The sequence below is a fragment of the Vreelandella nanhaiensis genome (assembly GCF_003990185.1).
GTDB lineage: Bacteria > Pseudomonadota > Gammaproteobacteria > Pseudomonadales > Halomonadaceae > Vreelandella > Vreelandella nanhaiensis.
In genome coordinates this window covers 23,198-47,591 of record NZ_RZHF01000004.1, presented here as the reverse complement: position 1 = coordinate 47,591, position 24,394 = coordinate 23,198, and the positions used below count along the sequence as shown (strand labels likewise).

Genomic DNA, 24,394 nt, shown 5'->3' with positions numbered 1-24,394 from the left:
AAATCTTGAAAGAGTTATTCGTCACGCTTACCCACGCCCTCCTGCGAGGCGTCGTCATCCTGAGTATCGTCTGGGTCGGACCCTGGTTCGTTTGAGGGTTCGGCCTCGTAGAGCCGCGCCGCTTCGATAGCCTCGGGCTCCAGGTTATGGCGTGAGATTTCCTGTGGGGCGTCGGGGTCGGTAACGTCTATGACACGCCACGCTAAACCCATGATGGCATCCTCTTGATCTTCACTGACGGGCTCTACGCGTGTTGTACGGGTCATGTTCTCTTCTCCATGAGTACGGCGGCTGGGTCATCTTTCACTATGGCAGAGCATGCCGAAACCTGCCGGGCTTGCGGATAAATTTAACCAAGCGCGGGGTAATCGCTGGCTGTCTTGGCCGCCACTTCCTTTCGTAGGTGTTAAATAAAGCAAAGCATACTCGGCTGGCACTTGCTGATTGCTATAACGTTACCAAGACTAATAAGAGCATCAGACAAAGGAGGCGTTAATGAAAGCCATCGTTTTTGACGTGTTCGGCACTGTTGTCGATTGGCGCTCCAGCCTGATCCATCAGTTCGCAGAACTTGGTAAAGAGCTGGGGTACGAGCTGCCCGGTGAAGCGCTGGCGGATCAATGGCGGCAGCTTTACGCGCCTTCAATGGATAGGGTACGCAAGGGCGAGATCCCCTGGACGAACCTTGATGATCTACACCGCGAAAGCTTGGTCCAACTTCTCGATCAACACGGCATTGTGCTGAATGAAGCGACCATTGATCGCATTAACCCCTTCTGGCATCAGCTCACGCCCTGGCCGGACGTGCAGCGCGGCCTTAAGCGACTGAAAGAAGATTACATTATCGGAACGCTGACCAACGGCAACGTTTCGCTGATGGTGGATGTGGCCCGCCACGCCGAGCTGCCCTGGGACATGATCTTCTGCGCCGAGCTGTTCGAGCACTACAAGCCGGATGCGGAAGTCTATCTGGGCGCTTGCCGCCTGCTGCGCCTGCCGCCGGAAGAGGTGATGCTGTGCGCCGCGCACAACGCCGACCTGCGGGCCGCTCGGGCACTCGGGATGAAAACGGCGTTCATCCCCCGGCCCACGGAGTACGGCCCGCAGCAGCAAAAAGATTTAGCCGCCGAGGAAGCGTGGGATTTCGTAGCGGAGGATTTCATTGCGCTAAGCGAGCAGCTAGGGAAGTAACCATGGAACTCTACCTGAACGCCACCTCGCCCTACGCGTGCTTGGTGTGACCTATGGGCCGATGACCCCGCGCTGTTAAAGGCCAACCCCGCCGGGCGCATTCCCGCACTGATCACGGAGGAGGGCACCACGCTAAGTGAATCGATGCTGATTGCCGTTTACCTGGATAAAGCTTATCCACACAGGCCCATGCTACCCGCCGACCGTTTGGAAGAGATACTGCACTTGGCGGGGCTAGGCCAGAATCTGATGGGTGCCGCGTTTAAGATGGTGATTGCGCGAAAGCATGAGGGTAATGAGGTTGATAAAAGCGTGCTATTGAGAGGCTGCTGGAGCAGTTGAATCGCGAGCTTGGCGAAGCGCCAACGGACTCGACCCTCAGCCTCGGTGATATCGCCGCCGCTGTCGCGTTGGATTACCTCGCTTTCAGACTACCGGAGTTGGCGTGGCAGGAGACCTATCGATCGCTTGCTTCGTGGCAACAAGACGTGATCACACGTTCGAGCTTTCAGGCGATTAATGCATTTATCAGTAAGTTTATCCAATCAGAGTATGTGTAGTCTAATACCTGTTATAAATTTTAAGGAGTATTGAATGGAAAAGTTACAGAAAGCTTTTTTAAAAACAATTAATGACCTAATAGTGGCTAATCCAGAACAAGCAGAAAAAATTGATATTACGCAACTAATAGCTAATGTAACACCGGAAGCAGTAGACTTAATCAAAGGTAATCTTCAGAAATCAACGAAGAAGATGCTAGAAGAACACAGAACTCTAGCCAGAGGGTTCGAAGCACGTAACATTAAACGTTGGTCTAAAGCATTTGATTTACTTGAAACCCACATTGTAATTTGTACAGAGGCAGGAGAAGAGTTTAATGCATCATATCGAGCAACAGCTGTAAAGAATAATGATTTAGTATTCGATATTGTCGTCCGGCATCATGCAAGAGCTTGCCATATAGCTCAAGAGATTCTGCATCTTCTTAAGTCTGGTTTTGCTGATGCAGCTCATGCAAGGTGGAGAGCGCTACATGAAGTCAATGCAACAGCAATGTTTATAGCAAAGCACGGGCAGGAGTGTGCTGAAAGATTTTATTTTCATGATATTGTTGATTCATACGATGGGATGCTTGAACACAAAAAGTACGAAGACAGACTTCAGGAAAAAGCCGCCTCACGAGAGGAAATAGATAGTTGCAAATTGGAATACGATAAGGTTATTGCGCATTATGGAAAAAAGTTTGGGGATCACTACGGGTGGGCTTCAAATATATTTCCCAATCATAGGCGTGTAGGGTTCACTGCGATAGAAAAGGATGTCGGCTTGGATCACATGCGCCCTTATTATAAATGGGCTAGTCAGAACGCACATGCGGGCTCAAAGGGAATGAGAAGTCGTCTTGGCCTACGTGAAGCCAAAGAAGACATTCTGCTTGTTGGGCAGAGTAATTCAGGAATGACAGACCCTGCGCACGCAACTGCTATTAGTTTATGTCAAATAACATGTGCTTTATTAGCGCTAGAGCCTACGATAGACCATATTGTTCTCATGAAGATTATGGATGACTATCAAGAAGATGTTGGGAATGCATTCTTGGAGATTCAAAGAAATGACTCATAACAAAAAGTTTTAGTCTGACGGACAGTACTACGCATGTTTTGTTTTACTTATTAGCGTTCAGACAATAATGCAAAGCACGTTTCATATCTGCCGCAGCTGAGCCGAGCGTTATAACATTGTCGCCTATAAGACCGTTTATGTCCGATAACTGACACTGCTAGAACCGATGCTCTCAGTTTGATTAACCTCCAACCCCACTAATCCGCATAACCTCCCTCACAACCGCATCATTCAAAATCCCACGTTTGGCCTCTACCAAGGTCAGCCATTCGCGGGCGCGGGTGATGCCTGTGTAGACCAGCTCCCGCGTCAGAATGGGGTTGGGCGTTTGGGGTAGCAGCAGGGCGGTGTGTAAGAACTCCGAGCCTTGGGATTTGTGTACCGTCATCGCGAAGACGGTTTCTACCGCGTGCAGGCGGGAAGGCAGCACCCAGCGGATGGGGTTTTCCGAGTCGCTGGTCGGAAAGGCGACTCGATGTAATAACCGCCCGGGCATGCGCGGGTCGGGCACTGTCAGCGTAATGCCAATATCACCGTTCATCAGCCCTAGGCTGTAGTCGTTCTGCGTGACCAGCACCGGGCGGCCTTCATACCAGCCTTTCTCCAGTTCTATATCGCTTGCGCTTAGAAGCTTCTCGCGGCGCAGTACCTTAGCGATGCGTAAGTTCAAGCCTTCCACGCCCCACGGCCCTTTGCGCAGCGCGCAAAGCAGTTGGAAGTGGCTATAGGCTTTCAGCACGTTGCAGGCCCAGTCGTTATAGGCGGCACGGTTATCCTCAAACGTTAGCGTTGCATCGGGGCGCTGTTTTTTTAACGTCGTCAGGTAGTGCCGGTAGCCGGTGGGCGGGGCCAGCTCTTGGTTACTTCTCTTATCACACCTGCCTTTACCCGCATTGGGGAAGCGTTCGGGGGAGCCGGTAACCACCAAGCGCTCCAGGGCGTTGTCGTCTTCACCACCCAGCACCAAATGATGCAGGTCGGCGTAGCCGTGGCGCAGGGCGCTGTGAACTGCATTCTGTTTATCGCGCTCGTTGAGCGTGGCACTTAACGGCTGGTTGATCGCTTCGGCCAACTGGCCAATGCCGCTGGCGGCGTCAAAGCGGTGGCTTACCCGCAGCATGGTAATCGCCTGGTCAAGCGCCTGGCCGTTGGGGCAGGTCAGCGCTTCGGGTAGCGGCTGGCTGGTGAGTTCGGCAAGCCACTGGGCGGTTTCCGGCGTGTAGTGGGCGGCCTCGGCGCGGCGGCATAAATCACCTAGTACGGCACCGGCTTCAACGGATGCGAGCTGGTCTTTATCGCCCAGCAGCACCAGCTTGGCGTGAGCGGGCAGAGCGCTTAACACGGCGGTCATCATTTCGATATCCACCATCGAGGCTTCATCGATCACCAGCACGTCCAACGCCAACGGGTTGTTGGGGTTATGGCGGAAGTGGCGGGTATCCGGCCTTGCACCCAACAGCCTGTGCAGGGTGGTGACTTCCGTAGGTATCGTGACGGCGCTGGAAGTTTTTGTACCGGCGCGCTCGCTTAGTAGCGATTCCAGTGCACTCATGGGCAGGTTGCTTACCTGCCCGGCGATGGATTCATTGAGCCGGGCGGCGGCTTTGCCGGTGGGGGCGGCCAGGCGAATGCGCAGCGCTTGCTCGGGTGAGTGGGCCAGTTGCAGGGTTTGCAGCAGGGCGAGCAGGCGTACCACGGTGGTGGTTTTACCCGTGCCGGGGCCGCCGGTAATAATCGCAAAGTGGCTGCGGGCCGCCAGCGCACAGGCTACTTTCTGCCAGTCCAGCGTGTCGGTGGCGGGGAATAGCGTATCCAGGGCGTCTTTAAGCAGTAAAGAGCGGCCAATGGTGAGCCTTGCCTTGTGAGCTGGCCCTGCGCCAGTGACGCTTAACCGCGCGGTGATTTCCTGATGCAGGGTCTGTTCGTACTGCCAGTAGCGGCGCAGGTAAAGCCGCGTGGTGTGTGGGGCGTCCGAGCGCACCAGCGGCGTGTTGCCGTGGCCGTTGCTGATCAGCGCGGGGTGCTCAAGCGCCGCCTGCCACTCGGCAAGCGTTAGCGTGGCCAGCACTTCGCTGGGAAGCGGCGGCGGGTCGCTCAAATCATCGCCTTCAGGCGGTAGCGAAAGGGCGAAATCCGGCGCGCTTAACGTGGCGCTTAAATCCAGGCATACATGGCCCCGCCCCAATTGGTGGCTGGCAAGTGCGGTGGCGAGCAGGAGTAGCGGTGGCACCTGGCCTGCCTCGCGGGCGAAGAAGCTTACCAGCGCGCGGTCCAGGTCGCGCAGCCAGCCTCTGGCTACCCAGCGCTCGCAAAGTGCCAGTAGGGCGCCCATATCGCTAAGCGCAGGGTGCGGCTGTAGGGTGCGAGGTTCCACGGCATGGCTATCGGCATGAGCGTCTACCGCACGGCTAACCGGTTTTGGGGAGACGGCCTTGGGCGCTGGCGGCTCGCTGTCGCCGAACAGGTCAAGAGTGTATACATCTTTCATGCCGTTTCCTTAAGGCCTATGTTGCTGGCCGTGCCTGCAAATAACGCATCCAACGCTTCGATTAACTCAACCGGCGCGGGCTCTGGGTGTACACCGCGCGCGATGGTACGGCTGCCGCGCAAAAATACCGTTAACGAACCGCCCAGATGCTTGTGCGGGTTGTAGTCCGGCAGGCGGGCTTTTAACAGCCGGTGCAGCGCCAGTAGGTAAAGCGCGGCTTGCAGATCGTAGCGCTTTTCAAGCAGCGCGGCACTCAATGCATCAAAGGTGTAGGCGCTGTCATCCGCGCCCAGATAGTTGGACTTCCAGTCCAGCACGTAAAAGCGCCCGTTGTGCTCAAACGCCAAATCAATGAAGCCTTTCAGCATACCGTTGAGCGTGTCGGCATCCAGCGCGGGCCGGGCCATGCCGGGGAGTAAGTGCTGGCTAACCAGCGCATCCAGCGCTTGCGTATCCACCTGATGGGCGGCAAACCAGAACTCCAGCTCTACCTGATAGCCGCTTAGCTGATTAAGCGCCACGTTCCCGTGCTGGCGGGGAAGTGGCAGCGCGGTGCTGAGCAGATTCTCAAACCAGCCCGCCAGCGGCTCATACCACGCCTGCCAGCCGCGCAGCTGCAGGCGGCGGCGCAGGGTGTCTTCACGGGCGGCGGCATCTTCAAGCGCCTTGGCAAAGCCCAGCTGGCCTGCCCACTCCAGCAAGCCGTGCAAGAAGGTGCCGGGGCCGGGGCCGCGCGGGAAGCGGTGCAGGTGGCTGGTAGCTGCACTTGGCTGGTCGCTGTCGACCTGCAGGGGTGAGTGAAGAGGGGAGTGAGTGGTTACACTCGGCGCGCTACCGATTAGCGGGGAGCCTTGTAGCAGGTCTTGCGGCTCATCCAGCATTTCAAACGTGGTCGCTTCCTGAGGTGTGGTGGGCTCCGGCGTAGGCGAGGCGGCCGCGTTGAATGACAACCCTGAAACGGCGGCGGTGGTGCGCAGCGCCGAGTAGCTAGCAATCCACCACTGCTCGCGGGCGGAGCGTGAGGGCGTGCGTGCGTACCCCAGCGACTCTTGCTGCTGGGCGGGCGTAAAGCGCAGCGATGTGGGTTCTGGTGCGGAGCTTAGGGAAATCTCGCTTTCGTTCACCAGCGCGCTAAGCGCCTCGCCAAACTGGCAGGGGGCAATGGCGCTGCCACCATTGAGCAAGTGACCCAGGGCGCTGCCTTCGCCATCTTTTAACGGCGCGAGCCCCAACCAGGTGGCGTGGCGGGCGCGGGTAAGAGCCACGTAAAGCTTGCGTAAATCTTCCCCTAAACGCTCGCGGTCGGCGGTGGCCAGTGTTTCCTCATCGGCGCTTAGGCTTAGCTGTAAATTGCCTTCGCCATCGTGCCAGCGCAGCGGCACATCGCCCTGTTTAGTGGGGCGGTGGTTGGCAATAAAGGGTAAGAATACCAGCGGGTACTCAAGCCCTTTGGATTTGTGAATGGTCACCACCTTGACCAGATCCGCATCGCTTTCCAGGCGCAGCTTATGGCTGTCGCCGTGGCTTTCCGGGTCGGCAATCGCCTCAGAAAGAAAGCGAATCAAAGCATGTTCGCCGTCCAGCTCCTGGCTTGCCTGTTGAAGCAGTTCGCCCAGGTGCAGCAAATCGGTTAGCAAGCGCTCACCGTCGGTAAACTCAAGCAGCCGGGCGGGGATATTAAAATCCACCATCAGCTTACGCACCAGCGGCAGCACGCCTTGGCGCTGCCACAGGCGATGGTAGCGGCTGAACTGCTCCACCCGCGCTTCCCAGGCAAGCTCGCTCTGGTTGAGGTGGTCAAGCTCGCTTAGGCTAAGCCCAAGTAGTGACGTCGCCAGGGCAGCGCGCAGCTTGGCTTCCGCCTGGCGTGAGTTGGCCTGGGGCTCGGCGCAGGCGCGCAGGCAGGTTTCCAGCTGCTGAGCGATGGGCGAGCTAAACACCTTATCGTTATCCGATAGGTAAACGCTTTTAACGCCCCGGCTGGCGAGCGCCAGACGAATGGCGCGGGCTTCCTGCAGGCCGTTGACCAGCACCGCCATATCGGAAGGCTTTAGCGGGGCTAGCTTACCCGCGGTTTCAAAACCTGCCTGCTGCTTGCGGCCCGCCTCCAGTAACATCGTCATGTGCGAAGCGCAGCGCTCGGCCATTTCAAGCTGGTAAGCGGTTTTGGAAAGCGGCTCGTCAGCGTCCAGCTGCCACAGCGTCATGGCGGGCAGCGGCTCGCCGTTTAGCACCAGCTGGTCGTCGCGGCCTTTGGCGCCCACCGGTAAAAACGGCAGCGGGTTATCGCCGCCTTCGTCACGGAATAAAAACGCGCCCGTGTCGTGCTGGTCGGCGTAGTGGAAGCAGTGGTTCACCGCATCGACCATCGCTTTGCAGGAGCGGAAGTTGGTGCCCAGCGTGACGTGGCGGCCAGCAGTGTCCTGGCGGGCTTTCAGGTAGGTGAAAATATCCGCGCCACGGAAGGCGTAAATGGCCTGCTTGGGATCGCCAATCAGCATCACCGCGCTGTCACGGCGTGGTCTAGACACCTTATACACCGCGTTAAAAATACGGTACTGAATCGGGTCGGTATCCTGAAACTCATCAATCAGCGCGACCGGGAACTGGCGTTGAATCTGTGCGGCCAGCGCATCACAGTTGGGGCCTTGCAGGGCGCGGTCCAGATGCGTGAGCAGGTCGTTGGGGCCCATCTCTGCGCGGCGCTCCTGCTCGCGCTCCAGGCGCTTGCGGCACCACTGCACGGCGTGAATCAGCAGGTCATTACGTGGCTCGGGCAGGGCGTTAAGCTCGCCGGGTAGCTGGGCAAGCGCTTCCCATACATGAGGGCAAGGCGGCGCGCCCACTTTCCAAATATCGGCCATGCCGTCAGGCGTCATGCGCTTCCAGGCGGCATCGGTAAGCTGAGGGCGGTCTGTGTCGCCTGTGCACCATTCGCGCAGCGCCCCCAGCCAGTTGGCGCGGCTTTTAGCATTGAAGCTTTGCCCTTTGAAAGCTTTTTGCTTGGCGGCCTCTTCCAGGGCGGGCACCAGCTCATCCAGCCAGGCAGCCCAAGGGGCTTTTAACTCATTAAGTTTGGCGGCACGGGCGGCCTGGCAGGTAGTCAGCGTTTGTGCAGGCTCCGGGCGTTGCTCGCCGAGTGCGTCGCACTCGGGCAACAGGCGCTGCAGGCTGGCGTGCAGGTCATCGGGGGACTGCCAGTAGCCCACAATGCTCTCAAGCGCGTTGTTCTCCAGGGCATAGTAAAAGCTGCGCCAGTAGTCACGCACTACGTCCTGCTCCAGCTCGCGCTGGTCGTTTTCCAGATTCAGCGAGAACAGGCTGCCGCTATCAAAGGCGTGCTCGCGCAGCATGCGGTAGCACCAGCTGTGAATGGTGGACACCGCGGCTTCGTCCATCCACTCGGCGGCAAGCGCTAAACGCCGGGCGCAGGCGGGCCAAGCCGAGGGTGGGTACTCACTGCGCAGCGCAAGCAGCAACTTGTCACCGGCCTGCTGGGTAGCACTTGCCTCATTACGAAAGACCTCGGCGGCTTCCACCAGCCGATTACGAATCCGCTCGCGCAGCTCCTGAGTCGCGGCGTTGGTAAACGTGACCACCAGAATCTCGGGCGGGGTCAGCGGGCGAATAAAGGCGTCATCGTCCTCTTTGCTGCGCCCACCCAATACCAGTCGCACGTATAAAAGCGCGATGGTGAAAGTCTTACCGGTACCGGCGCTGGCTTCAATCAGGCGGCTGCCGTGCAGGGGCAAGCTCAAGGGGTTGAGTGGGGCGGGGTAGCTCATCACTGATCTCCAGGAGCAGGCGCAAAACAACACGCCCCGGATGGGAAATAAGGGGCGGTTTTGGGGCACTATATCGCGATGGCCGTTAGGGAGCAAAAGACACAGGCGAACGGGTTGGGCTGGGAGCCAGCGCCGTCACCTGCTAATCTTGTCGGCTAGCCATTTTGGGGGCAATCGGTTTACGCTACCGCGGCTTCTGTTCACGTTGATGATGAGACTCCATGCTGACCTCGCTTCTGGATAACGACTTTTACAAAATCACGATGCAGAATGCCGTGATTAAACGCTTCCCGTATGCCCACGCGCGCTACGCTTTCATTAATCGCGGCGAGCATGCCTTTCCGGAAGGGTTCGGCGCTGCATTACGCCGTGAAGTCGATAATATGGCGGTGCTTCGCTTAAGCGAGGCAGAAAAGCGCTACCTCGAAATCACGTGCCCCTATCTGGACCCCACCTATCTCGATTTTCTTGCCGGGTTCCGGTACGACCCCACTGAGGTCATCATCGAGCAGCAGGGGGCGGATCTCTCCGTGGTGATCGAAGGCCCCTGGTATCGCACCATTCTCTGGGAAGTGCCGCTGATGGCGCTGATCAGCGAGCTTTGGTATCGGCTGCGCGGGATTACGGTCACGCCTGAAGTGGATGCGGTGATCGAGCAGCGAGCTCAGGAGAAGATCGAGCTTTACCGTCGCATGGGGCTCAAAATCGCTGAATTCGGTACCCGGCGACGCTTCTCCTTTGATGTTCACGACCGCGTGGTGGGTGCGCTTCACCATCACGGTGGTGAATCGTTTACCGGCACCAGCAATGTGCTGCTAGCCATGCGCCACGGCGTCAAACCGATCGGCACCCATGCCCATGAATGGTTCATGTTCCACGGTGCCCGTTTCGGTTTCAAGATGGCCAACAGCCTGGCCCTTGAGCACTGGGTGGATGTGTACCGAGGTGACCTGGGCATTGCACTAACCGATACGTTTACCACGCGGGCCTTTTTCGACAGCTTCGATAAGAAGTTTGCCAAGCTGTTCGACGGCGTGCGCCACGATAGCGGCGACCCTATCGATTTTGCCTCCCAGACAATTGCTCATTATGAGCGCCTGGGCATTGACCCGATGAGCAAGGCGATCATCTTTTCCGATGCACTCACCCCAGAAAAGATCGAGCGCATTCATGCCTTCTGCAAGGACCGTATCGGCATGGCGTTTGGTATCGGCACCAACTTCACCAACGATGTTGGCGAGGAGCCCATGAACATGGTGATCAAGATGGTCGAGGCGCGCCCGGAAGGCCAAGGCTGGCTGCCGGTCATCAAGCTTTCTGATGTGCCCGAAAAGAACACCGGCGACCCGGAGATGATCTCGCTGGCCAAACGGATATTTCTGGTTAACCAGCGAGATTAGGCGGACCGCTATTCCTTTACCGAGCGGTACTATTCTTTCACCGCGCGGTACTATTCTTTCACTGCGCGATATAGGGGCGCGTAAAGCGCTTCTGCCAGTGAGGCGAAGGTGTGGCCCTGGCCGGTAGATTCGCCGGTACGTGCGTTAAATAGCGACTCAAAGCTGGGCCATTGGCGGGCGAGGTAGGCGCTTTGCGCCACTTCACCGGTCTGAAAACGGCCACCTTCATAAGCGTTTGCCGCTGCGCTGAAGGCGTCGCTCTCGGGCGTGCTTTCCTGATTGCCCTCTTTGCTCAACCAGGCAAATGCCGCTTGTGGCGCCAGCGGCAGGGGCGCTGCCATGCCATCCTGCCAGCACTGCAAAATAGCTTTTAGGTGACCCTGTGCGGCCTCCGCGTCTAACGGCGCAAAACGCACATGACCTGCCTTGGAAAGAAGCTGTGTGGTCATGGGCGATGCCGCGTTGGCGGCCAGGTGGGCCACCCAGGGTCGCAATAGATGTTGCCAGCGGTACTGCCCACGGCCGCGTCCCTGGCTGATCAAGCTGTTGCTGACCAGCAGCAGGCGGCAGCGGTTGCCGTCCTCATCCACGCGAAGTTCGTTAATCCAGTCGTTAATCGAAAGCGCATGGGCGCTAAACGTGACCGCCTGAGGCGCTTCCTCCGGGTAGGGCCATTCAGCAAGCGCATCCTGGTAATCATCAAATAGTGCCTGCATGGGTTCGGCCAGCGATTCACGCATGCGCTCGCCAAAGGCGCCTACAGCAAGCACGCCTTGGCCCTTGATGCGCTCAAGCGCGGCATACATGGCCTCTTCGCGGGGCTCGCCATTATCCACCGCGCGTCGCTGGGCGGCAATCAGCTGGTCCTGCAGCTGCCAGTGCTGCAGGCCGTTAAGCACGAACGGCTCAACGTCCAGTTGGGTAAGAACCTCCTGCTCAAAATAAACCCCCAGGCGGGTATTAAAGAACGCCTTGGCCGGTTCGCGCAGAAAGCTGCCTAGCTGGGCCAGGGTAAGCGGAATTTCCTGCTCAAAGGCGGGCAGAACGCTTGGTTTTTCATCAACACTCTCTTGTGGGGCGTGCAGCGCGTGCCACTCATGGGCATAGGTAAACAGCCGTGCCTGCGATGACGAGCTGGCGCCCGCGGCAAAATAGCGGTGGCTGAATGGCTGCAGCGGGTGCTCGGTGGTGAGCGCGTCAATGAGCGGCTCTTGATCCTGGTGTTGGCTTATCCAGCCCGCAGCCAGGTGGTCACGCAGTTGGCCGACCAGCACCGAAGGGGGCATGGGATTGTTGTCGATCTGGCTGCGGCCCACCCAGCTAATATAGAGCTGCTGGCGCGCGGAAAGCAGCGCTTCTAGAAACAGGTAGCGGTCATCTTCCCGGCGGGAGCGGTCGCCGGGGCGGTAGTCGCTGCCCATCAGGTCGAAATCCAGCGGCGGCTGGGAGCGTGGGTATTCGCCATCGTTCATGCCCAGCAGGCACACCCGCTTGAATGGTATCGCACGCATGGGCATTAACGTGGCGAAGTTGATCGCCCCGGCCAGAAAGCGCTGGGAAAGGCTGTGCTCATCAATTTGCGAGAGCCAGTGTTCGCGCACCATGGACAACGGCAAATCATCGTTAAGCTCAGCCTCTTCGGTGCTGTCGAATAACTGCTGAAGCGCGCCTTCAAGCCGGGTCAGCATCACGCTTTCTTCGGCGTCATCGGTAAGAAAGAAGGTTTCCAGCAGCTCGCGCAGCCGGATAACCCAGTTGGCTGCGGTAGTAGGCTTACAGAAAACCTCCCAGGTGGTTTCCAGCTTCTCAAGCAGCGTTGCCAGGGGCCCGGCAAGCGAGGCTTCAAGTCCGCCGATGTCGTCAAACGGTTCAATCCCCTGCCATGCATCGGCTATGCCCACGGTGTAGCCCAACAGCAAGCGGCGCAGGCCAAATGCCCAGGTGTTCTGGCTCAAGCCCTGGGGTAAATCAAGTTGGGTGCGCTGCTGGGCGTTTAGCCCCCAGCGGATGCCCGCACCTTCAATCCAGCGGTTCAGCGTGGGTAAATCGCGCTCTTCAATGCCGAAGCGGGCGCGCAGGGCGGGCACATCCAAGAGGTCAAGCAGGTCACTCACCGAAAGGCGCAGTTCCGGCAGGCGCAATAGCTTTTCAAGCGCAATCATCAGCGGCAGACGGTGGCGGCTGGCCTGGTCTGAAAGCGTATAGGGAATATAGCGCGGGTCGTCGCGGCCAGCGGTGCGGTAGCTTGAGCGATACTGGCCAAACACCGCTTCAATATGCGGCGCGTAGCGGTCAATGTCCGGCACCATGACGATGATATCCCGCGGGCGTAGTTCAGGGTCGGCGCTGAACGCGGCCAACAGCTGGTCGTGAAGAATCTCCACTTCGCGCTGGGGGCCATGGGCGATATGAAACACAATCGAGTCGTCTTGGGTGACATCAACCGCAGGCCAAGTGGACTGAGTTTCGGCCACCGGGCGCAGCTCGCGGATATCATCTTGCAGCTGGCTGAGCAGGCAGCTGTGTTCCGGTGTGCTGAACGGCTCGAACATATCAATACGCAGCGCCTGCTGCTCAAACAGGGTCTGATAGTTGCCTGCATCGTCGTGCTCATCCAGCAGGCGCAGGTAGTCGCGCCCCTGCTTGCCCCAAGCCGCCAAGAGCGGCTGGGCATGCAGGTGCAGGGCGCTGTCCACATCGCCATCGCCGAGTACGTCCAGCGCTTCGGGCATGCCCGTTTTGCGCTGCTGGCGGTAGCGGTTGGCGCGCAGCAAATCTTTGTGTTCGATGATGTCCGCCCAGTAAAACTGACAGGGGTTATGCACGCACAGCACGATCTGGCAGCAGCGCGAAAGCGCCGCCAGGGCTTCCAGCGTTTGCTGGGGCAACGATGAGATACCAAAAATAATCAGCCGACGGGGTAAGCCCGGCGGGCAGCCCTGGCCTTTTAGCTGTTCGGCGACCTGTAAAAAGCGGCTATGCACCTGAGCGCGGCTGCTGTTAAGGCCGGCCTCGCCCTGGGTGACGGAAACGTCGTCGCGTAGGGCACGCCATAGCTCCGGCTGCCAGCGCTGGTGTTCATCCAACGGGCGCGCTTCGCCGCGGGCGGTGATCAGCACGTCCTCACCCCGTGCCCAGGCCTCAAGCCAGTCGGCGCGGTACACCTGGTACTGATCGAACAAGTCTGCCAAGCGCTCGGCCAACTGATAATGCTTGCGCTGGTCGCGGTCGGTTTCCAGAAACCGGGCCAACGGGGCAAAGGCGGGCTTCTCAGCCAGGCTGGGCAGTAAACGCAGCAGGCGCCATACCAAACGCGACTTATCAAACGGCGAGGTTTCAGGCACCGCCTGGGCGTCGCCGGTGAAATGCGTTAACACTGTGCGGTAGGCCTGCCATAAAAAGCGTGCGGGTAGCGTAACGTTCAGCGCCGCCGCGATGCCAGCCCCGCCTTGCGCTGGGTCTTCCGCCAAGGCCAGTTTTAGCCACTGCCCGATGCCGTTGCTCTGTACCAGAATTGTCTCGTTCTCAAGCGGGCCTAACGGGTGAAGGCGCATCCACTCCACCGCCAGCCCGCGCAGGTCTTCCAGGCGGTTGGCATGAACCACCATAAAACCCGGCGTAAGGGACGATGTATTGGCAAGCAGGGAGGGTGGCGACATGCGGCGGTATTTCCTTCACGGGAGTAGCGATAAGACACAGTGCTTAAGACACAGTACTTAAGACAAGTACTATGGTGCCATAAGTTAAACGTATTGCGGGATGATGAATAACACCTCAAGCTGTGTTTACACCGTGAATAACGCAAGAGAGTGCCCCATGACCGATACACCGAACCATACTCGCCGCCATTCCGCCCCGGTGGTTGATGGCGTGGGTAAAGCCGCCAGTCGCGCCATGCTGCGCGCGGTAGGATTTAACGACGCTGATTTCAAAAAGCCCCAGGTGGGCGTGGCCTCTACCTGGAGCATGGTGACGCCGTGTAACAGCCATATCGGTGAGCTTGCTGAACAAGCCCGTGATGGCGCCGATGCCGCGGGTGGTAAAGGCGTTATTTTCAATACCATCACCATTTCTGACGGCATTGCCAACGGAACTGAAGGCATGAAGTACTCGCTCGTCTCGCGGGAGGTCATCGCGGATTCTATCGAGACTGTGGCGGGCTGCGAAGGCTTTGATGGCCTGGTGGCCATTGGCGGTTGTGATAAGAACATGCCGGGCTGTGTGATGGGGCTGGCGCGCTTGAATCGCCCCAGCGTGTTTGTGTATGGCGGCACGATTATGCCGGGCAAGGGGCATACCGATATCGTCTCGGTGTTTGAGGCCATGGGTGCCCACTCGCGGGGTGATATGGACTTGATCGAACTCAAGCAGATTGAGGAAACCGCGATTCCCGGCCCCGGCTCCTGTGGTGGTATGTACACTGCCAACACCATGGCATCAGCTATCGAAGCACTAGGCATAAGCCTGCCGGGCAGCTCAGCACAAAACGCGATTTCCCAGGAAAAGCGCGACGACTGTAAAGCCGCGGGCGAGGCGGTGCTTGAACTGCTGGCCCGGGATATCAAGCCTTCGGACATCATGACCCGCAAGGCGTTTGAGAACGCGATTACCGTAGTGATTGCCCTGGGCGGCTCTACCAACGCGGTACTGCACCTTATCGGCATGGCGCGCACTATCGGTGTTGAGCTGACGCTTGCCGACTTTACTGAAATCGGTAAGCGAGTGCCGGTAGTGGCGGATCTTCGTCCTAGCGGCCACTACATGATGAGTGAGCTTGTTGCCCTGGGCGGTATTCAGCCACTGATGAAGAACCTGTTAGCCGCAGGTCTTTTGCATGGCGACTGCTTAACGGTGACCGGCAATACGCTGGCGGAAAACCTGGCGGACGTTGCACCTTACCCTGACGACCAGCAAATCATCGCGCCGCTGGATAAGCCGATTAAAGCCGAAAGCCATCTGCGGATTCTGTACGGCAACCTGGCGCCGGAAGGTGCGGTGGCTAAAATTTCCGGCAAAGAGGGCGTACGCTTTTCAGGTACGGCGCGGGTGTTCGGCTCTGAAGAAGAAGCCCAAGCGCGCATTAACGACGGCACCGTGGTGGCAGGCGATGTAGTAGTGATTCGCTATGAAGGCCCCAAAGGCGGCCCCGGCATGCGCGAAATGCTCACGCCCACCTCCGCGATCATGGGGCGCGGCCTGGGCAATGACGTCGCGCTGATTACCGATGGACGCTTCTCCGGCGGCAGCCACGGTTTTGTGGTGGGCCACGTATCGCCAGAGGCGTTTGAAGGCGGCCCGCTGGCGCTGGTGGAAAATGGTGACCGCATCACCATTGATGCCGAGGCGGATACCATCGAGATGCATGTGGCTGACGACGAATTAATGCGCCGTAAGGCAGCCTGGCAGCGGCCAGAACCGCGCTATACCCGCGGTGTGCTAGCCAAGTATGCAAGGCTGGTAAGCTCGGCTAGCACCGGCGCGGTCACCGACCAAAGCGAATAAGGACTGCCCCTCGTTCACGGGGCCGGGGCAAGCGCTATTACGTAGCGCGTGATAAGCGCCAGCGCACCCGCGGGACGCTGCCGGGGTTGGGTTTGGTGGTACGGCCAAGGTGGCTTAGCGCCGCCTCCCGCGGGTGCCTTATTTGCTCGTGCCTCGCAAAACGTTACCACGCGCTACGGATTGTGCATCACTCAGTCTTAGCGTTGTTTCTTTTATTCATTCATTGTCATCACCGTGTCAAACGTGACGTTTATGCTTGGCCTTTTCTTTCAAGGAACCGGTGCCATGACGCAACAAATGGCCGCCCGTGCCCATATCGGCGAAGTCTTCAGAGTTTTCTTGTTGCTCGGTTTGACTTCCTTTGGCGGGCCTGTGGCGCATCTGGGCTATTTTCGTACCGAATTTGTAGAGCGCCGTCGCTGGCTTTCTGAGACTGCCTATGCGGATTTGGTCGCACTCTGTCAGTTTTTACCCGGCCCGGCGAGCAGCCAGGTGGGCTTTGCCATAGGGCTACTGCGCGCAGGGCCCTGGGGGGCGGGGGCTGCATGGCTTGCCTTCACACTGCCTTCGGCGCTTGTGCTGCTGCTGTTTGCACTTGGGGCAGCGCTGCTGGATGGCCCGCTTGCCAGTGGCATTATTCACGGCTTGAAAGTAGCTGCGGTAGCCATTGTGGCTCACGCGGTGTGGGGCATGGCGCGTAACCTGTGCCCCGATAAAACCCGCGCAGGTATTGCGCTGCTGGCCGTGTTGACGGTAGTAGGGGTAAGTGGACCGCTTGGTCAGGTAAGTGCCATTGTGCTCGGTGGCCTGGTGGGTTTGGTGATGTGTCGCGAAGCCGCTGCTGCTTCACAAAACGCGGCGCTTCACTTTGGAGTGTCGCGTTTTGTAGGCGTCATAGCGCTGGGTCTCTTTGCGGGGCTGCTGATTATACTGCCGCTGTTGGCGGGAAGCGCTATTTGGCTGGATCTTATCGACGCGTTTTACCGCTCAGGGGCGCTGGTATTTGGCGGTGGGCATGTGGTACTGCCTTTGCTGGAAGCCGAAGTGGTGCAGTCAGGCTGGGTAACGCCGGATGCGTTTTTAACCGGCTACGGGGCGGCGCAGGCAATACCAGGGCCGCTGTTTACCTTTGCGGCTTATTTAGGGGCGCTCGTGCCGGGTATTAATGGCCTGGCCGGGGCGTTATTGGCCCTGCTGGCAATCTTTGTACCTGGGTTTTTACTCTTGGTGGGTGTGCTGCCATTTTGGAACCGCTTTCGTCAGTGGGACAGTGCTCAGGCGCTAATGCGCGGCGCCAATGCAGCGGTGGTAGGAATTCTGGGGGCGGCGCTTTATCAGCCGGTATGGACGAGCGCCGTGATAGGGCCTTATGAATTTGCCCTGGCGCTAACAGGCTTTTTGCTGCTGACAGTGTGGAAACTTCCCGCCTGGGCGGTAGTTGTAATGGTTGCGTTCGGCGGTCTGTTTATATCGACGCTATAGGTAAGGGGGATTCTTCGGGCCGAACGTTTACACCTGACTTTGCCATTAATCAAAAGCGGCCCAGTACCTTTTCCCTTGATGGTTTTGTCTTCTACGCTGGTAATACGCCAATTATCGTAAACCTGAGGAGAGTAGAATGTCTACCAGACAAGCCCGTATCGATCCTGTGTTTGATGTCAGCGACCTGAAAGAGACTATTACTGGCTGGCAAGTGGTGGATGTATCCCAGCCGGAAAATGAGGTTGTGGTTTCTGAACATACTTCTGAGAAAGAAGCGATTCAGGCTGCGGAAGAGTTCGAGCAGCGGGAAGACTAGATGGCTGCCTGCTAATTGATGCAATTAAAAACGCCTCGCATTTGCGAGGCGTTTGTCGATTGGGTCAAAGGAGGGCTGCTGCTATGGCGCCTCCAATTCTAGTGTTCGACGCAGGACATTGAGTTCATCAATATCCAGGTGCTCAAGCCGGCCGGCGAGCAGGTCGCTTACCTTTTGCACTGGGAGCCCTGCCTGGCGGGCGATTTCCCGGCTTCCAAGATCTGAAACTGCAATCAAACGCGTAATGATGCGCATCAGACGCGTGCGTTTTTCTAGGTCCCTGACATCGAGGTCAGGGCTGCTTCGCGGAGGATCCAGCGTTTCTGCGCGAGCAGTTGAGTATGCCGTACTCATGTGACTCCATAGGTCTGAAATGACATGTACACAATGCCGCCAACACAGGTGCTTTTCAATATTTAATTTGATGAAAATTTCACGACATTTGCGAACACCCGTTTGCGCCCCAGCTCTGGTAAACTATTCGCCTTATTTTTATGTGCACAGCCTCTGTCGGCGTGCGGCACTTTTATCATTTTATAAGGCCAGTGGCCGGGGAGAAATGGCATGTCGTCGAATAGCGCACCCAAAGTGGGCGTCATCATGGGGTCCAAATCTGATTGGCCGGTGATGGAGCATGCGGTGACGATGCTGGAGCGTTTGGGCGTTGCCTATGAAACGCGCGTGGTTTCCGCCCACCGAACGCCCGACTTGCTGTTTGACTATGCAAAAAGTGCTGCTGAACGTGGCCTGCAGGTGATTGTGGCAGGTGCCGGGGGCGCAGCCCACCTGCCGGGCATGGTGGCATCGCAAACGCCGCTGCCCGTGCTGGGTGTGCCGGTTGAGTCCAAGGCGCTGAAAGGTCTTGATTCGTTGCTGTCTATCGCCCAGATGCCAGGTGGCATTGCGGTCGGTACGCTGGCGATTGGCAAGGCCGGTGCTACCAATGCGGGTCTTCTCGCCGCGCAGATTGTTGGCTTGCAAGACAGCGCCGTGCGCGATGCCGTCGAAGCCTTTCGTACCGAACAGACCCAACTGGTACTGGATAACCCGGACCCGCGCCCTGCGCCGGATGCAGAATAAGGAGACACCAGATGAACATTGGCGTTTTAGGCGCGGGCCAGCTAGGCCGCATGCTGGCGCTGGCGGGTTATCCGCTGGGCAACCGGTTTACCTTCCTAGATACCACGGGCAGCCCCAGCGCGGGTGTTGGTGAGGTTATTGTCGATCCGGATAATCAGCACTTGGCCGAGTTTCTCGCCAAGGTCGATGTCGTGACCTATGAGTTCGAGCATCTGCCGGTGACGCTTGTGCAGGAGATCGAAAAGCACAAGCCAGTTTACCCCAGCAGCCGGGCGATTGAGGTATGCCAGAACCGGGTTGAAGAGAAGGCCCTGTTTGATCGCTTGAATATCCCCACCCCGGCGTACCGTGTAGTAGAAAGCGCCGAGCAGCTTGAAGCCGCTGCCCGTGAGCTTGGCTGCCCGGTGGTGGCGAAATCCGTCACTGAAGGTTACGACGGTAAAGGCCAGGCGGTATTAAAGGCGCCTGAAGAGGCGGCCGCAGCTTGGCAAAGTATTGGTCATGCGCAGCTGGTCGTTGAAGCGTTTGTCGATTTTGTTCGTGAAGTATCGATGATTGCTGTACGCGGCCGCGACGGCGAGGTGGTTTTCTACCCCATGGCGGAAAACCAGCACGTGGACGGTATTCTGCGTTACTCGGTCGCGCCCTTGCCGGACCTGGACGTTCAGATGCAACAAACCGCCGATACGTATATTCGCACCTTGTTGGATGAGCTGGATTACGTGGGCGTGTTGGCTCTTGAGCTGTTCCAGACTCGCGATGGCAGCCTGCTCGCTAATGAAATGGCGCCACGGGTGCATAATTCTGGCCACTGGACAATGGATGGCGCGGTGACCAGCCAGTTTGAGAACCACCTGCGGGCCGTTCAGGGGCTGCCGCTGGGCAGCACCCAGGCTATTGCGCCCACCTGCATGGTCAACGTGATCGGCCGGGAAGGTGACAACGCGGCCATGCTGGCGCTTGCCAATACGCACCTGCACCGTTACGACAAAGCCGAGCGGGCAGGGCGCAAGCTGGCCCACGTTAACGTGGTGGCGGCTACCCATACGGAGCTGCTGGAAAAAGTCCGTGCCTGTCAGGCGCTGCTGCCGGATGCCCCACCGGTCGAGTGGAGTTTTACCAACACGCTGTAATGCAAAAGCCGCCTCTATGTGAGGCGGCTTTTTTGTTTTATAGGCACGCTTGAAACCTACCAGCCCAAGGCAACCCGGCCGCTAACCAGTAGCCACAGGGCGATTAATGCGAAATGTCCGGGATACCAGGCAAGCCAGAGCCTGCGTGGCATGGCAAGTTGCACAGCAGGGATGCGGCGAGCTGCGCCTGCGGCGAGTATCAGCACCAGGACACAAGTACCCACGGTAAACGATTTGGCCATATCCGAGGCGTTCATCTGCCCGGCGATCCAAAGTACCGGGAATGCGGCAAGCCCTGCCCACAAACGCGCCTGAAAATGCGTGTCCGACTGGCTGAGCGCGTGCATGGCAAACATGAATAGCGGAATTAGCAGCAGGCCGTTGTGGCCGTACTCTACCCAGAAACCCAGCAGGTACCAAAGCGTGACTCCCACCGCCGCTCCTAGCAGAAGCCAGCCAAACCCCAGCGTTTCTCGCTGGTAATGCTGCCAGCCTTGGCGAACCAGCGTGCCCAAGGCCAAGCCGCTGGCCAGAGTAAAGCAGACGTTAAGAATCAGTGCGTCGGAGGCCCGCGGCATCAGCATGTAAGGTACTTGTGCCACTAGGCCAATGATGAGAATGCGCCGTGAATAGCGCAGTGGATTACGTGTATTGAACAGCCCATGCCAGGCCACCATGGCGGCAAATAACGGAAAGGCAATTCGGCCGATGGAAGAGCCTGCCCAGCTCAAATCCCAAGGGAGTACGTAGCGGGTAAGATGATCTACCGTCATGGTGATCAGCGCGAGCCACTGGCCCCATCCCGTCCAGTGGGAAGAGGGTCGTAACGGTGACAATGCATTAGCCATAAAACCTCCCTGTTGGTCACTAGCCTGCTTTGAAAGACTGATAGTAGCACGGCTAGTTCACTGAATTTGTTCATCTTGAGAGCAAGCCAGGCAAAACCGAGCGGCGATAAACGCCCAAAAAGCGGTAAATATCAGGCAAGGGGTGAGAAAGGATGAATGCAGGGGAGAAATAAGGTGAGAACCTCCCCGGGCGAAGCCGGGGAGGGTAAAGATTACTTCTCGCCGAAGTAGCGAGCGTAAATCTCGTCATAGGTGCCGTCTTCTTTCAGCGTGGCGAGTGCCTCGTTAAATTTCTCGGCAAGCGCCTCATCACGCTGACGGAAGGCAATACCAAAACCATCGCCAAAGTATTCTTTAGGCTCGGTGATTTGCTCGCCGACGATGGTGTAGTCACCGTTGTCGTTTTCTACCAGCGTTGACTGGCCGATCGGGAAGTCGAGGAAGACGATATCCAGACGTTGCGCGTCCATATCCAACACCATATCATCGGCAGTGGAGTAACGGCTGATATTGGCCACGCTGCTGTATTTATCAGTAACGTAGTTGTCCTGAAGCGTGCCGCGCTGAACACCGATGGTCAGACCTTCAAGGGTCTCTTCATTGGCTTCGTCGATATCCAGATCACTTGCCGCAAACCAGGCTGACGGCATGGTGATGTAGGGGTCGGAGAACAGAACCTGCTGTCGACGCTCGTCGTTGATCGTCATGGAGGACATGACGGCGTCATAGTTGCGTGACAGAAGGCCGGGGATGATGCCGTCCCACTCTTGCTCGATCCACTCGCAGGTCACGCCGATTTGTTCGCACATGGCGTTGCCGAGATCAATGTCGAAACCGGTCAGGTCGCCTTCAGCCGTGCGGTACTCCATCGGCACGTAAGGAACATCAACGCCAATACGCACGTGATCGTAGTCGCGAGCTTGGGCAGTAGAGGCCGCAGCGACAGTCAAACCGATCAAGGAAACCGATAGCAGTTTTTTCATTATTAAACTCCGTTGTAAAACAGGTTCACACAAAGTAATCCTCTTTAACGTAACCCAGGTTGAGGTTGGCGAAAAGAGAAAAACATCGTGTGAACCAACGTTTGTTTGACGCTTGTGCTTAAGCCTGACCGTTCAAAGGGTTTGTGGCTTAAGGTGAGCCAGTAATTTCTTCTCCAGAAAGCGGAAGAAGAACAGGATGGCAAACGTAAGACAGAGATAGATAAGCGCCACGAACAAAAACGGTTCAAAGGGCGTATAAAACCGTGAATAGACATACCGGGCGGCGCCGGTCAGATCCATTAGGGTCACCACGCTTGCAATGGCGCTGGCATGAAGCATGAAAATCACCTCATTACCGTAGGCGGGCAGGGCACGGCGAAAAGCGCTGGGGATAATAATACGCCGCATCATCAAACCCTGAGACATACCGTAAGCGCGTGCCGCTTCGATTTCACCTTTGGGCGTTGCCTTGATGGCGCCTCGGAAAATCTCGGTGGTATAGGCGGCGGTGTTTAGCGTAAAAGCGATCAGCGCCGGGTAGAACGCCTCACGGAAGATAGGCCATAGAAAGCTTTGCTGAATCCCGTCAAAAAACACCACACCATAGTAAATAATATACAGCTGAACCAGCAGCGGGGTACCGCGAAATACGTAGGTGTAAACGTATACGGGTAGACTGATCCATTTACGCCGGGAGCTGCGCATGATAGCCAACGGTACGGCGAGTACCAGGCCAATCACCAGCGATAGAAATACCAGCTGAGTAGTGGTAACAAGCCCGGTCCAGTAATAACCCAGCGTAGTGGGCGTAAAGATCAGATTGCCGGATAGAAGGTCATTAAACCAAGCGGAAATATCTGGCATGTCAATGCTCCCCGAAGCCGATATCGTAGCGCTTTTGCAGCCGGGCGAAGATCCACTCTGAGACGCTGGCAATCAACAGGTAGGCAACCGCTACAGGAATTAAAAACACAAACGGCTCGTGAGTGGCTCGAGAAGCTTCCGCTGCTACACGAACCATATCGGTCAGGCCGATCACCGAAACGAGCGCGGTTGTTTTAAGCAGCACCATCCAGTTGTTGGAAAGCCCCGGCAGCGCATGGCGCATCATCTGTGGAAAGCGAATGCGGCGAAACACCAAGGCGCTACTCATGCCGTAGGCCTTGCCTGCCTCTACCTGGCCGTTATCCACCGCCATGAAAGCGCCCCGGAAGGTTTCACCCATGTAGGCGCCAAAAATAAACCCGATGGTCAACACTCCAGCGGCGAAGGCATTAAAATTGATATAAAGATCAATCTCGAAATCGTAGTAAAGAATATCACTGATGGCGTTAACGCCAATTTGACCACCGTAGAACAACAGCATCATCAGTACCAGGTCCGGTACACCACGAATCAGGGTGGTGTAGACGGTCGCGATACCGTGCAGCAACCAGTTGCGTGACATTTTGGCCGTGGCGGTAAAAAGCCCTAGCGTAATGGCCAAAAGCAGCGATAAAACGGCCAGTTGGACGGTGACCCCGGCGCCTTCGATCAATCGGGGCCCGTACCCTTGCAAATCCAGCATGGTAGCCTCGCAGATCAGTAATTAGGGGTAAGAAACTGTTTTAGCCGTGGCGACTGCGGGTTGCCCAGAACCTCACCTGGCGTGCCGGCCTCCTCGACCAACCCCTGATGAAGGTAGATCACCTGGCTTGAAACATCTCGGGCAAAGCTCATCTCGTGGGTGACCACTACCATGGTGCGCCCCTCATTGGCCAGATCGCGCATGACCTTGAGCACATCGCCTACAAGCTCCGGGTCAAGTGCTGAGGTGGGCTCATCAAACAGCATCACCTCAGGGTCCATGGCAAGCGCGCGGGCAATAGCGCCGCGCTGCTGCTGGCCACCAGACATTTGCGCCGGGTAGGCATGGGCGCGTGCGGTCAAGCCCACACGTTCCAGCAGTACATAGGCGTGCTCGGTTGCCTCTTTCTTGGATTTACCCAGTACATGGATCGGCGCTTCTATGATGTTTTCAAGCAACGTCATGTGCGCCCAGAGATTGAAGTTCTGAAATACCATCGATAGCTTGGCGCGCATTTGCACGACCTGTTTCATATCGGCTGGTTCGCGCCCGTGCCGGGTCTGCTTAAACCGAATAGAGTCGCCGTGGAGAATAATCTCGCCCTCGTCGGGCTGCTCCAACAGGTTCATGCAACGCAAAAAGGTACTCTTGCCTGACCCTGAAGCGCCAATCAGTGTGATCACATCACCTTTTTGTGCTTCGAGTGAGAGACCTTTCAGGACTTCGGTATCGCCAAAGCGCTTTTTGATATTACGCACTTCAAGAGGGGTAGCGGCCATAAACATAGGCTCCAGTACAAAGTTGCCGCGGTAGCAACGCGTTTAATTGGCGAAGGCTTTAGTGCGGCTGGCGCGAAAAAGTGGCGATTCTATCAGGCCCAGCAGAAATTGCGTGCTTTCCTTATACGATAAATGTAGGGAGCCTGCTAAATGCGACGCATGCTGGGGCAGTGAATGGCCTCTAGGTTGTTGTTATTAAAAAGCTAATAAAGTTTTT

The 24,394-nt window shown here is 57.4% G+C and carries 20 protein-coding genes and 1 pseudogene; 11 read left to right on the top strand and 10 right to left on the bottom strand.

From position 1 onward, the window contains the following. Positions 1 to 14 precede the first annotated feature (14 nt). Positions 15 to 266: a hypothetical protein gene (locus tag ELY38_RS00580; protein ID WP_127059589.1), complete on the bottom strand. Its 252-nt coding sequence runs from the start codon at positions 264 to 266 to the stop codon at positions 15 to 17. Between the two features lie 229 nt (positions 267 to 495). On the opposite strand from ELY38_RS00580, the gene ELY38_RS00575 reads away from it, so the two are divergent. From ELY38_RS00575 to ELY38_RS00565, 5 genes and pseudogenes are all read left to right on the top strand, one after another. Beyond that, complete coding sequence (locus ELY38_RS00575; protein WP_127059588.1) at positions 496 to 1,191, top strand: haloacid dehalogenase type II; 696 nt, start codon at positions 496 to 498, stop codon at positions 1,189 to 1,191. Positions 1,192 to 1,263: 72 nt separating this feature from the next. Further along, a pseudogene (locus ELY38_RS19570) lies at positions 1,264 to 1,317 on the top strand (hypothetical protein); the annotation flags it as partial. Positions 1,318 to 1,335: 18 nt separating this feature from the next. Then, entirely contained in the window at positions 1,336 to 1,533 is a 198-nt protein-coding gene (locus ELY38_RS19250) for a glutathione S-transferase family protein (RefSeq protein ID WP_246009030.1), read from the top strand. Further along, complete coding sequence (locus ELY38_RS19565; protein WP_340148024.1) at positions 1,530 to 1,751, top strand: glutathione S-transferase C-terminal domain-containing protein; 222 nt, start codon at positions 1,530 to 1,532, stop codon at positions 1,749 to 1,751. The genes ELY38_RS19250 and ELY38_RS19565 overlap by 4 nt, the downstream gene beginning before the upstream one ends. 34 nt (positions 1,752 to 1,785) lie before the next feature. After that, entirely contained in the window at positions 1,786 to 2,814 is a 1,029-nt protein-coding gene (locus ELY38_RS00565) for a DUF5677 domain-containing protein (RefSeq protein ID WP_127059587.1), read from the top strand. Positions 2,815 to 2,995: 181 nt separating this feature from the next. Here the strand turns inward: ELY38_RS00565 and recD are convergent, their stop codons facing one another. After that, complete coding sequence (gene recD / locus ELY38_RS00560) at positions 2,996 to 5,302, bottom strand: exodeoxyribonuclease V subunit alpha (protein WP_127059586.1); 2,307 nt, start codon at positions 5,300 to 5,302, stop codon at positions 2,996 to 2,998. Beyond that, the gene (gene recB / locus ELY38_RS00555) at positions 5,299 to 9,087 is read right to left on the bottom strand and encodes an exodeoxyribonuclease V subunit beta (protein ID WP_127059585.1); all 3,789 of its coding nucleotides are present in this window, start codon (positions 9,085 to 9,087) and stop codon (positions 5,299 to 5,301) included. Before recB ends, recD begins: the two co-directional genes overlap by 4 nt. A 221-nt stretch (positions 9,088 to 9,308) precedes the next feature. On the opposite strand from recB, the gene pncB reads away from it, so the two are divergent. After that, positions 9,309 to 10,487 carry a nicotinate phosphoribosyltransferase gene (gene pncB / locus ELY38_RS00550; protein WP_127059584.1) on the top strand — a complete coding sequence of 393 codons (1,179 nt, stop codon included), beginning with the start codon at positions 9,309 to 9,311 and terminating at the stop codon, positions 10,485 to 10,487. 50 nt (positions 10,488 to 10,537) lie between these two features. Here the strand turns inward: pncB and recC are convergent, their stop codons facing one another. Further along, the gene (gene recC / locus ELY38_RS00545) at positions 10,538 to 14,146 is read right to left on the bottom strand and encodes an exodeoxyribonuclease V subunit gamma (protein WP_127059583.1); all 3,609 of its coding nucleotides are present in this window, start codon (positions 14,144 to 14,146) and stop codon (positions 10,538 to 10,540) included. A 157-nt stretch (positions 14,147 to 14,303) separates the two neighbouring features. Here recC and ilvD point away from each other — a divergent pair, with 157 nt between their 5' ends. From ilvD to ELY38_RS00530, 3 genes are all read left to right on the top strand, one after another. Further along, positions 14,304 to 15,989 carry a dihydroxy-acid dehydratase gene (ilvD, locus tag ELY38_RS00540; protein ID WP_127059582.1) on the top strand — a complete coding sequence of 562 codons (1,686 nt, stop codon included), beginning with the start codon at positions 14,304 to 14,306 and terminating at the stop codon, positions 15,987 to 15,989. A 285-nt stretch (positions 15,990 to 16,274) separates the two neighbouring features. Next, a complete protein-coding gene (chrA, locus tag ELY38_RS00535; RefSeq protein ID WP_127059581.1) occupies positions 16,275 to 17,471 on the top strand; it encodes a chromate efflux transporter in 1,197 nt (398 codons plus the stop codon). A gap of 136 nt (positions 17,472 to 17,607) precedes the next feature. Next, entirely contained in the window at positions 17,608 to 17,787 is a 180-nt protein-coding gene (locus tag ELY38_RS00530) for a hypothetical protein (protein ID WP_127059580.1), read from the top strand. An 81-nt stretch (positions 17,788 to 17,868) separates the two neighbouring features. Here ELY38_RS00530 and ELY38_RS00525 read toward each other — a convergent pair whose 3' ends face one another. Next, the gene (locus ELY38_RS00525; RefSeq protein WP_126950272.1) at positions 17,869 to 18,141 is read right to left on the bottom strand and encodes an XRE family transcriptional regulator; all 273 of its coding nucleotides are present in this window, start codon (positions 18,139 to 18,141) and stop codon (positions 17,869 to 17,871) included. 210 nt (positions 18,142 to 18,351) lie between these two features. Between ELY38_RS00525 and purE the strand changes: the two genes are divergently transcribed. After that, the gene (gene purE / locus ELY38_RS00520; RefSeq protein WP_127059579.1) at positions 18,352 to 18,867 is read left to right on the top strand and encodes a 5-(carboxyamino)imidazole ribonucleotide mutase; all 516 of its coding nucleotides are present in this window, start codon (positions 18,352 to 18,354) and stop codon (positions 18,865 to 18,867) included. Positions 18,868 to 18,878: 11 nt separating this feature from the next. Continuing rightward, positions 18,879 to 20,000: a 5-(carboxyamino)imidazole ribonucleotide synthase gene (locus tag ELY38_RS00515; protein WP_127059578.1), complete on the top strand. Its 1,122-nt coding sequence runs from the start codon at positions 18,879 to 18,881 to the stop codon at positions 19,998 to 20,000. Positions 20,001 to 20,056: 56 nt separating this feature from the next. Here ELY38_RS00515 and ELY38_RS00510 read toward each other — a convergent pair whose 3' ends face one another. The 5 genes from ELY38_RS00510 to ELY38_RS00490 all read right to left on the bottom strand — a co-directional run bounded on the left by ELY38_RS00510 (position 20,057) and on the right by ELY38_RS00490 (position 24,183). Beyond that, positions 20,057 to 20,848 carry a TraX family protein gene (locus tag ELY38_RS00510; protein WP_127059577.1) on the bottom strand — a complete coding sequence of 264 codons (792 nt, stop codon included), beginning with the start codon at positions 20,846 to 20,848 and terminating at the stop codon, positions 20,057 to 20,059. A 212-nt stretch (positions 20,849 to 21,060) separates the two neighbouring features. Then, positions 21,061 to 21,831: a transporter substrate-binding domain-containing protein gene (locus ELY38_RS00505; RefSeq protein WP_127059576.1), complete on the bottom strand. Its 771-nt coding sequence runs from the start codon at positions 21,829 to 21,831 to the stop codon at positions 21,061 to 21,063. A 132-nt stretch (positions 21,832 to 21,963) separates the two neighbouring features. Continuing rightward, positions 21,964 to 22,695 carry an ABC transporter permease gene (locus ELY38_RS00500; RefSeq protein ID WP_127059575.1) on the bottom strand — a complete coding sequence of 244 codons (732 nt, stop codon included), beginning with the start codon at positions 22,693 to 22,695 and terminating at the stop codon, positions 21,964 to 21,966. A gap of 1 nt (position 22,696) precedes the next feature. Beyond that, positions 22,697 to 23,398: an ABC transporter permease gene (locus tag ELY38_RS00495; RefSeq protein ID WP_127059574.1), complete on the bottom strand. Its 702-nt coding sequence runs from the start codon at positions 23,396 to 23,398 to the stop codon at positions 22,697 to 22,699. Positions 23,399 to 23,412: 14 nt separating this feature from the next. Then, the gene (locus tag ELY38_RS00490; protein WP_422822302.1) at positions 23,413 to 24,183 is read right to left on the bottom strand and encodes an ABC transporter ATP-binding protein; all 771 of its coding nucleotides are present in this window, start codon (positions 24,181 to 24,183) and stop codon (positions 23,413 to 23,415) included. Between the last annotated feature and the right edge of the window lie 211 nt (positions 24,184 to 24,394).

Coding starts and splice junctions, on each gene's coding strand:
- ELY38_RS00580 (WP_127059589.1), bottom strand. CDS start 266: ATGACCCGTACAACACGCGTAGAGCCCGTCAGTGAAGATCAAGAGGAT.
- ELY38_RS00575 (WP_127059588.1), top strand. CDS start 496: ATGAAAGCCATCGTTTTTGACGTGTTCGGCACTGTTGTCGATTGGCGC.
- ELY38_RS19250 (WP_246009030.1), top strand. CDS start 1,336: ATGCTGATTGCCGTTTACCTGGATAAAGCTTATCCACACAGGCCCATG.
- ELY38_RS00565 (WP_127059587.1), top strand. CDS start 1,786: ATGGAAAAGTTACAGAAAGCTTTTTTAAAAACAATTAATGACCTAATA.
- recD (WP_127059586.1), bottom strand. CDS start 5,302: ATGAAAGATGTATACACTCTTGACCTGTTCGGCGACAGCGAGCCGCCA.
- recB (WP_127059585.1), bottom strand. CDS start 9,087: ATGAGCTACCCCGCCCCACTCAACCCCTTGAGCTTGCCCCTGCACGGC.
- pncB (WP_127059584.1), top strand. CDS start 9,309: ATGCTGACCTCGCTTCTGGATAACGACTTTTACAAAATCACGATGCAG.
- recC (WP_127059583.1), bottom strand. CDS start 14,146: ATGTCGCCACCCTCCCTGCTTGCCAATACATCGTCCCTTACGCCGGGT.
- ilvD (WP_127059582.1), top strand. CDS start 14,304: ATGACCGATACACCGAACCATACTCGCCGCCATTCCGCCCCGGTGGTT.
- chrA (WP_127059581.1), top strand. CDS start 16,275: ATGACGCAACAAATGGCCGCCCGTGCCCATATCGGCGAAGTCTTCAGA.
- ELY38_RS00530 (WP_127059580.1), top strand. CDS start 17,608: ATGTCTACCAGACAAGCCCGTATCGATCCTGTGTTTGATGTCAGCGAC.
- ELY38_RS00525 (WP_126950272.1), bottom strand. CDS start 18,141: ATGAGTACGGCATACTCAACTGCTCGCGCAGAAACGCTGGATCCTCCG.
- purE (WP_127059579.1), top strand. CDS start 18,352: ATGTCGTCGAATAGCGCACCCAAAGTGGGCGTCATCATGGGGTCCAAA.
- ELY38_RS00515 (WP_127059578.1), top strand. CDS start 18,879: ATGAACATTGGCGTTTTAGGCGCGGGCCAGCTAGGCCGCATGCTGGCG.
- ELY38_RS00510 (WP_127059577.1), bottom strand. CDS start 20,848: ATGGCTAATGCATTGTCACCGTTACGACCCTCTTCCCACTGGACGGGA.
- ELY38_RS00505 (WP_127059576.1), bottom strand. CDS start 21,831: ATGAAAAAACTGCTATCGGTTTCCTTGATCGGTTTGACTGTCGCTGCG.
- ELY38_RS00500 (WP_127059575.1), bottom strand. CDS start 22,695: ATGCCAGATATTTCCGCTTGGTTTAATGACCTTCTATCCGGCAATCTG.
- ELY38_RS00495 (WP_127059574.1), bottom strand. CDS start 23,398: ATGCTGGATTTGCAAGGGTACGGGCCCCGATTGATCGAAGGCGCCGGG.
- ELY38_RS00490 (WP_422822302.1), bottom strand. CDS start 24,183: ATGTTTATGGCCGCTACCCCTCTTGAAGTGCGTAATATCAAAAAGCGC.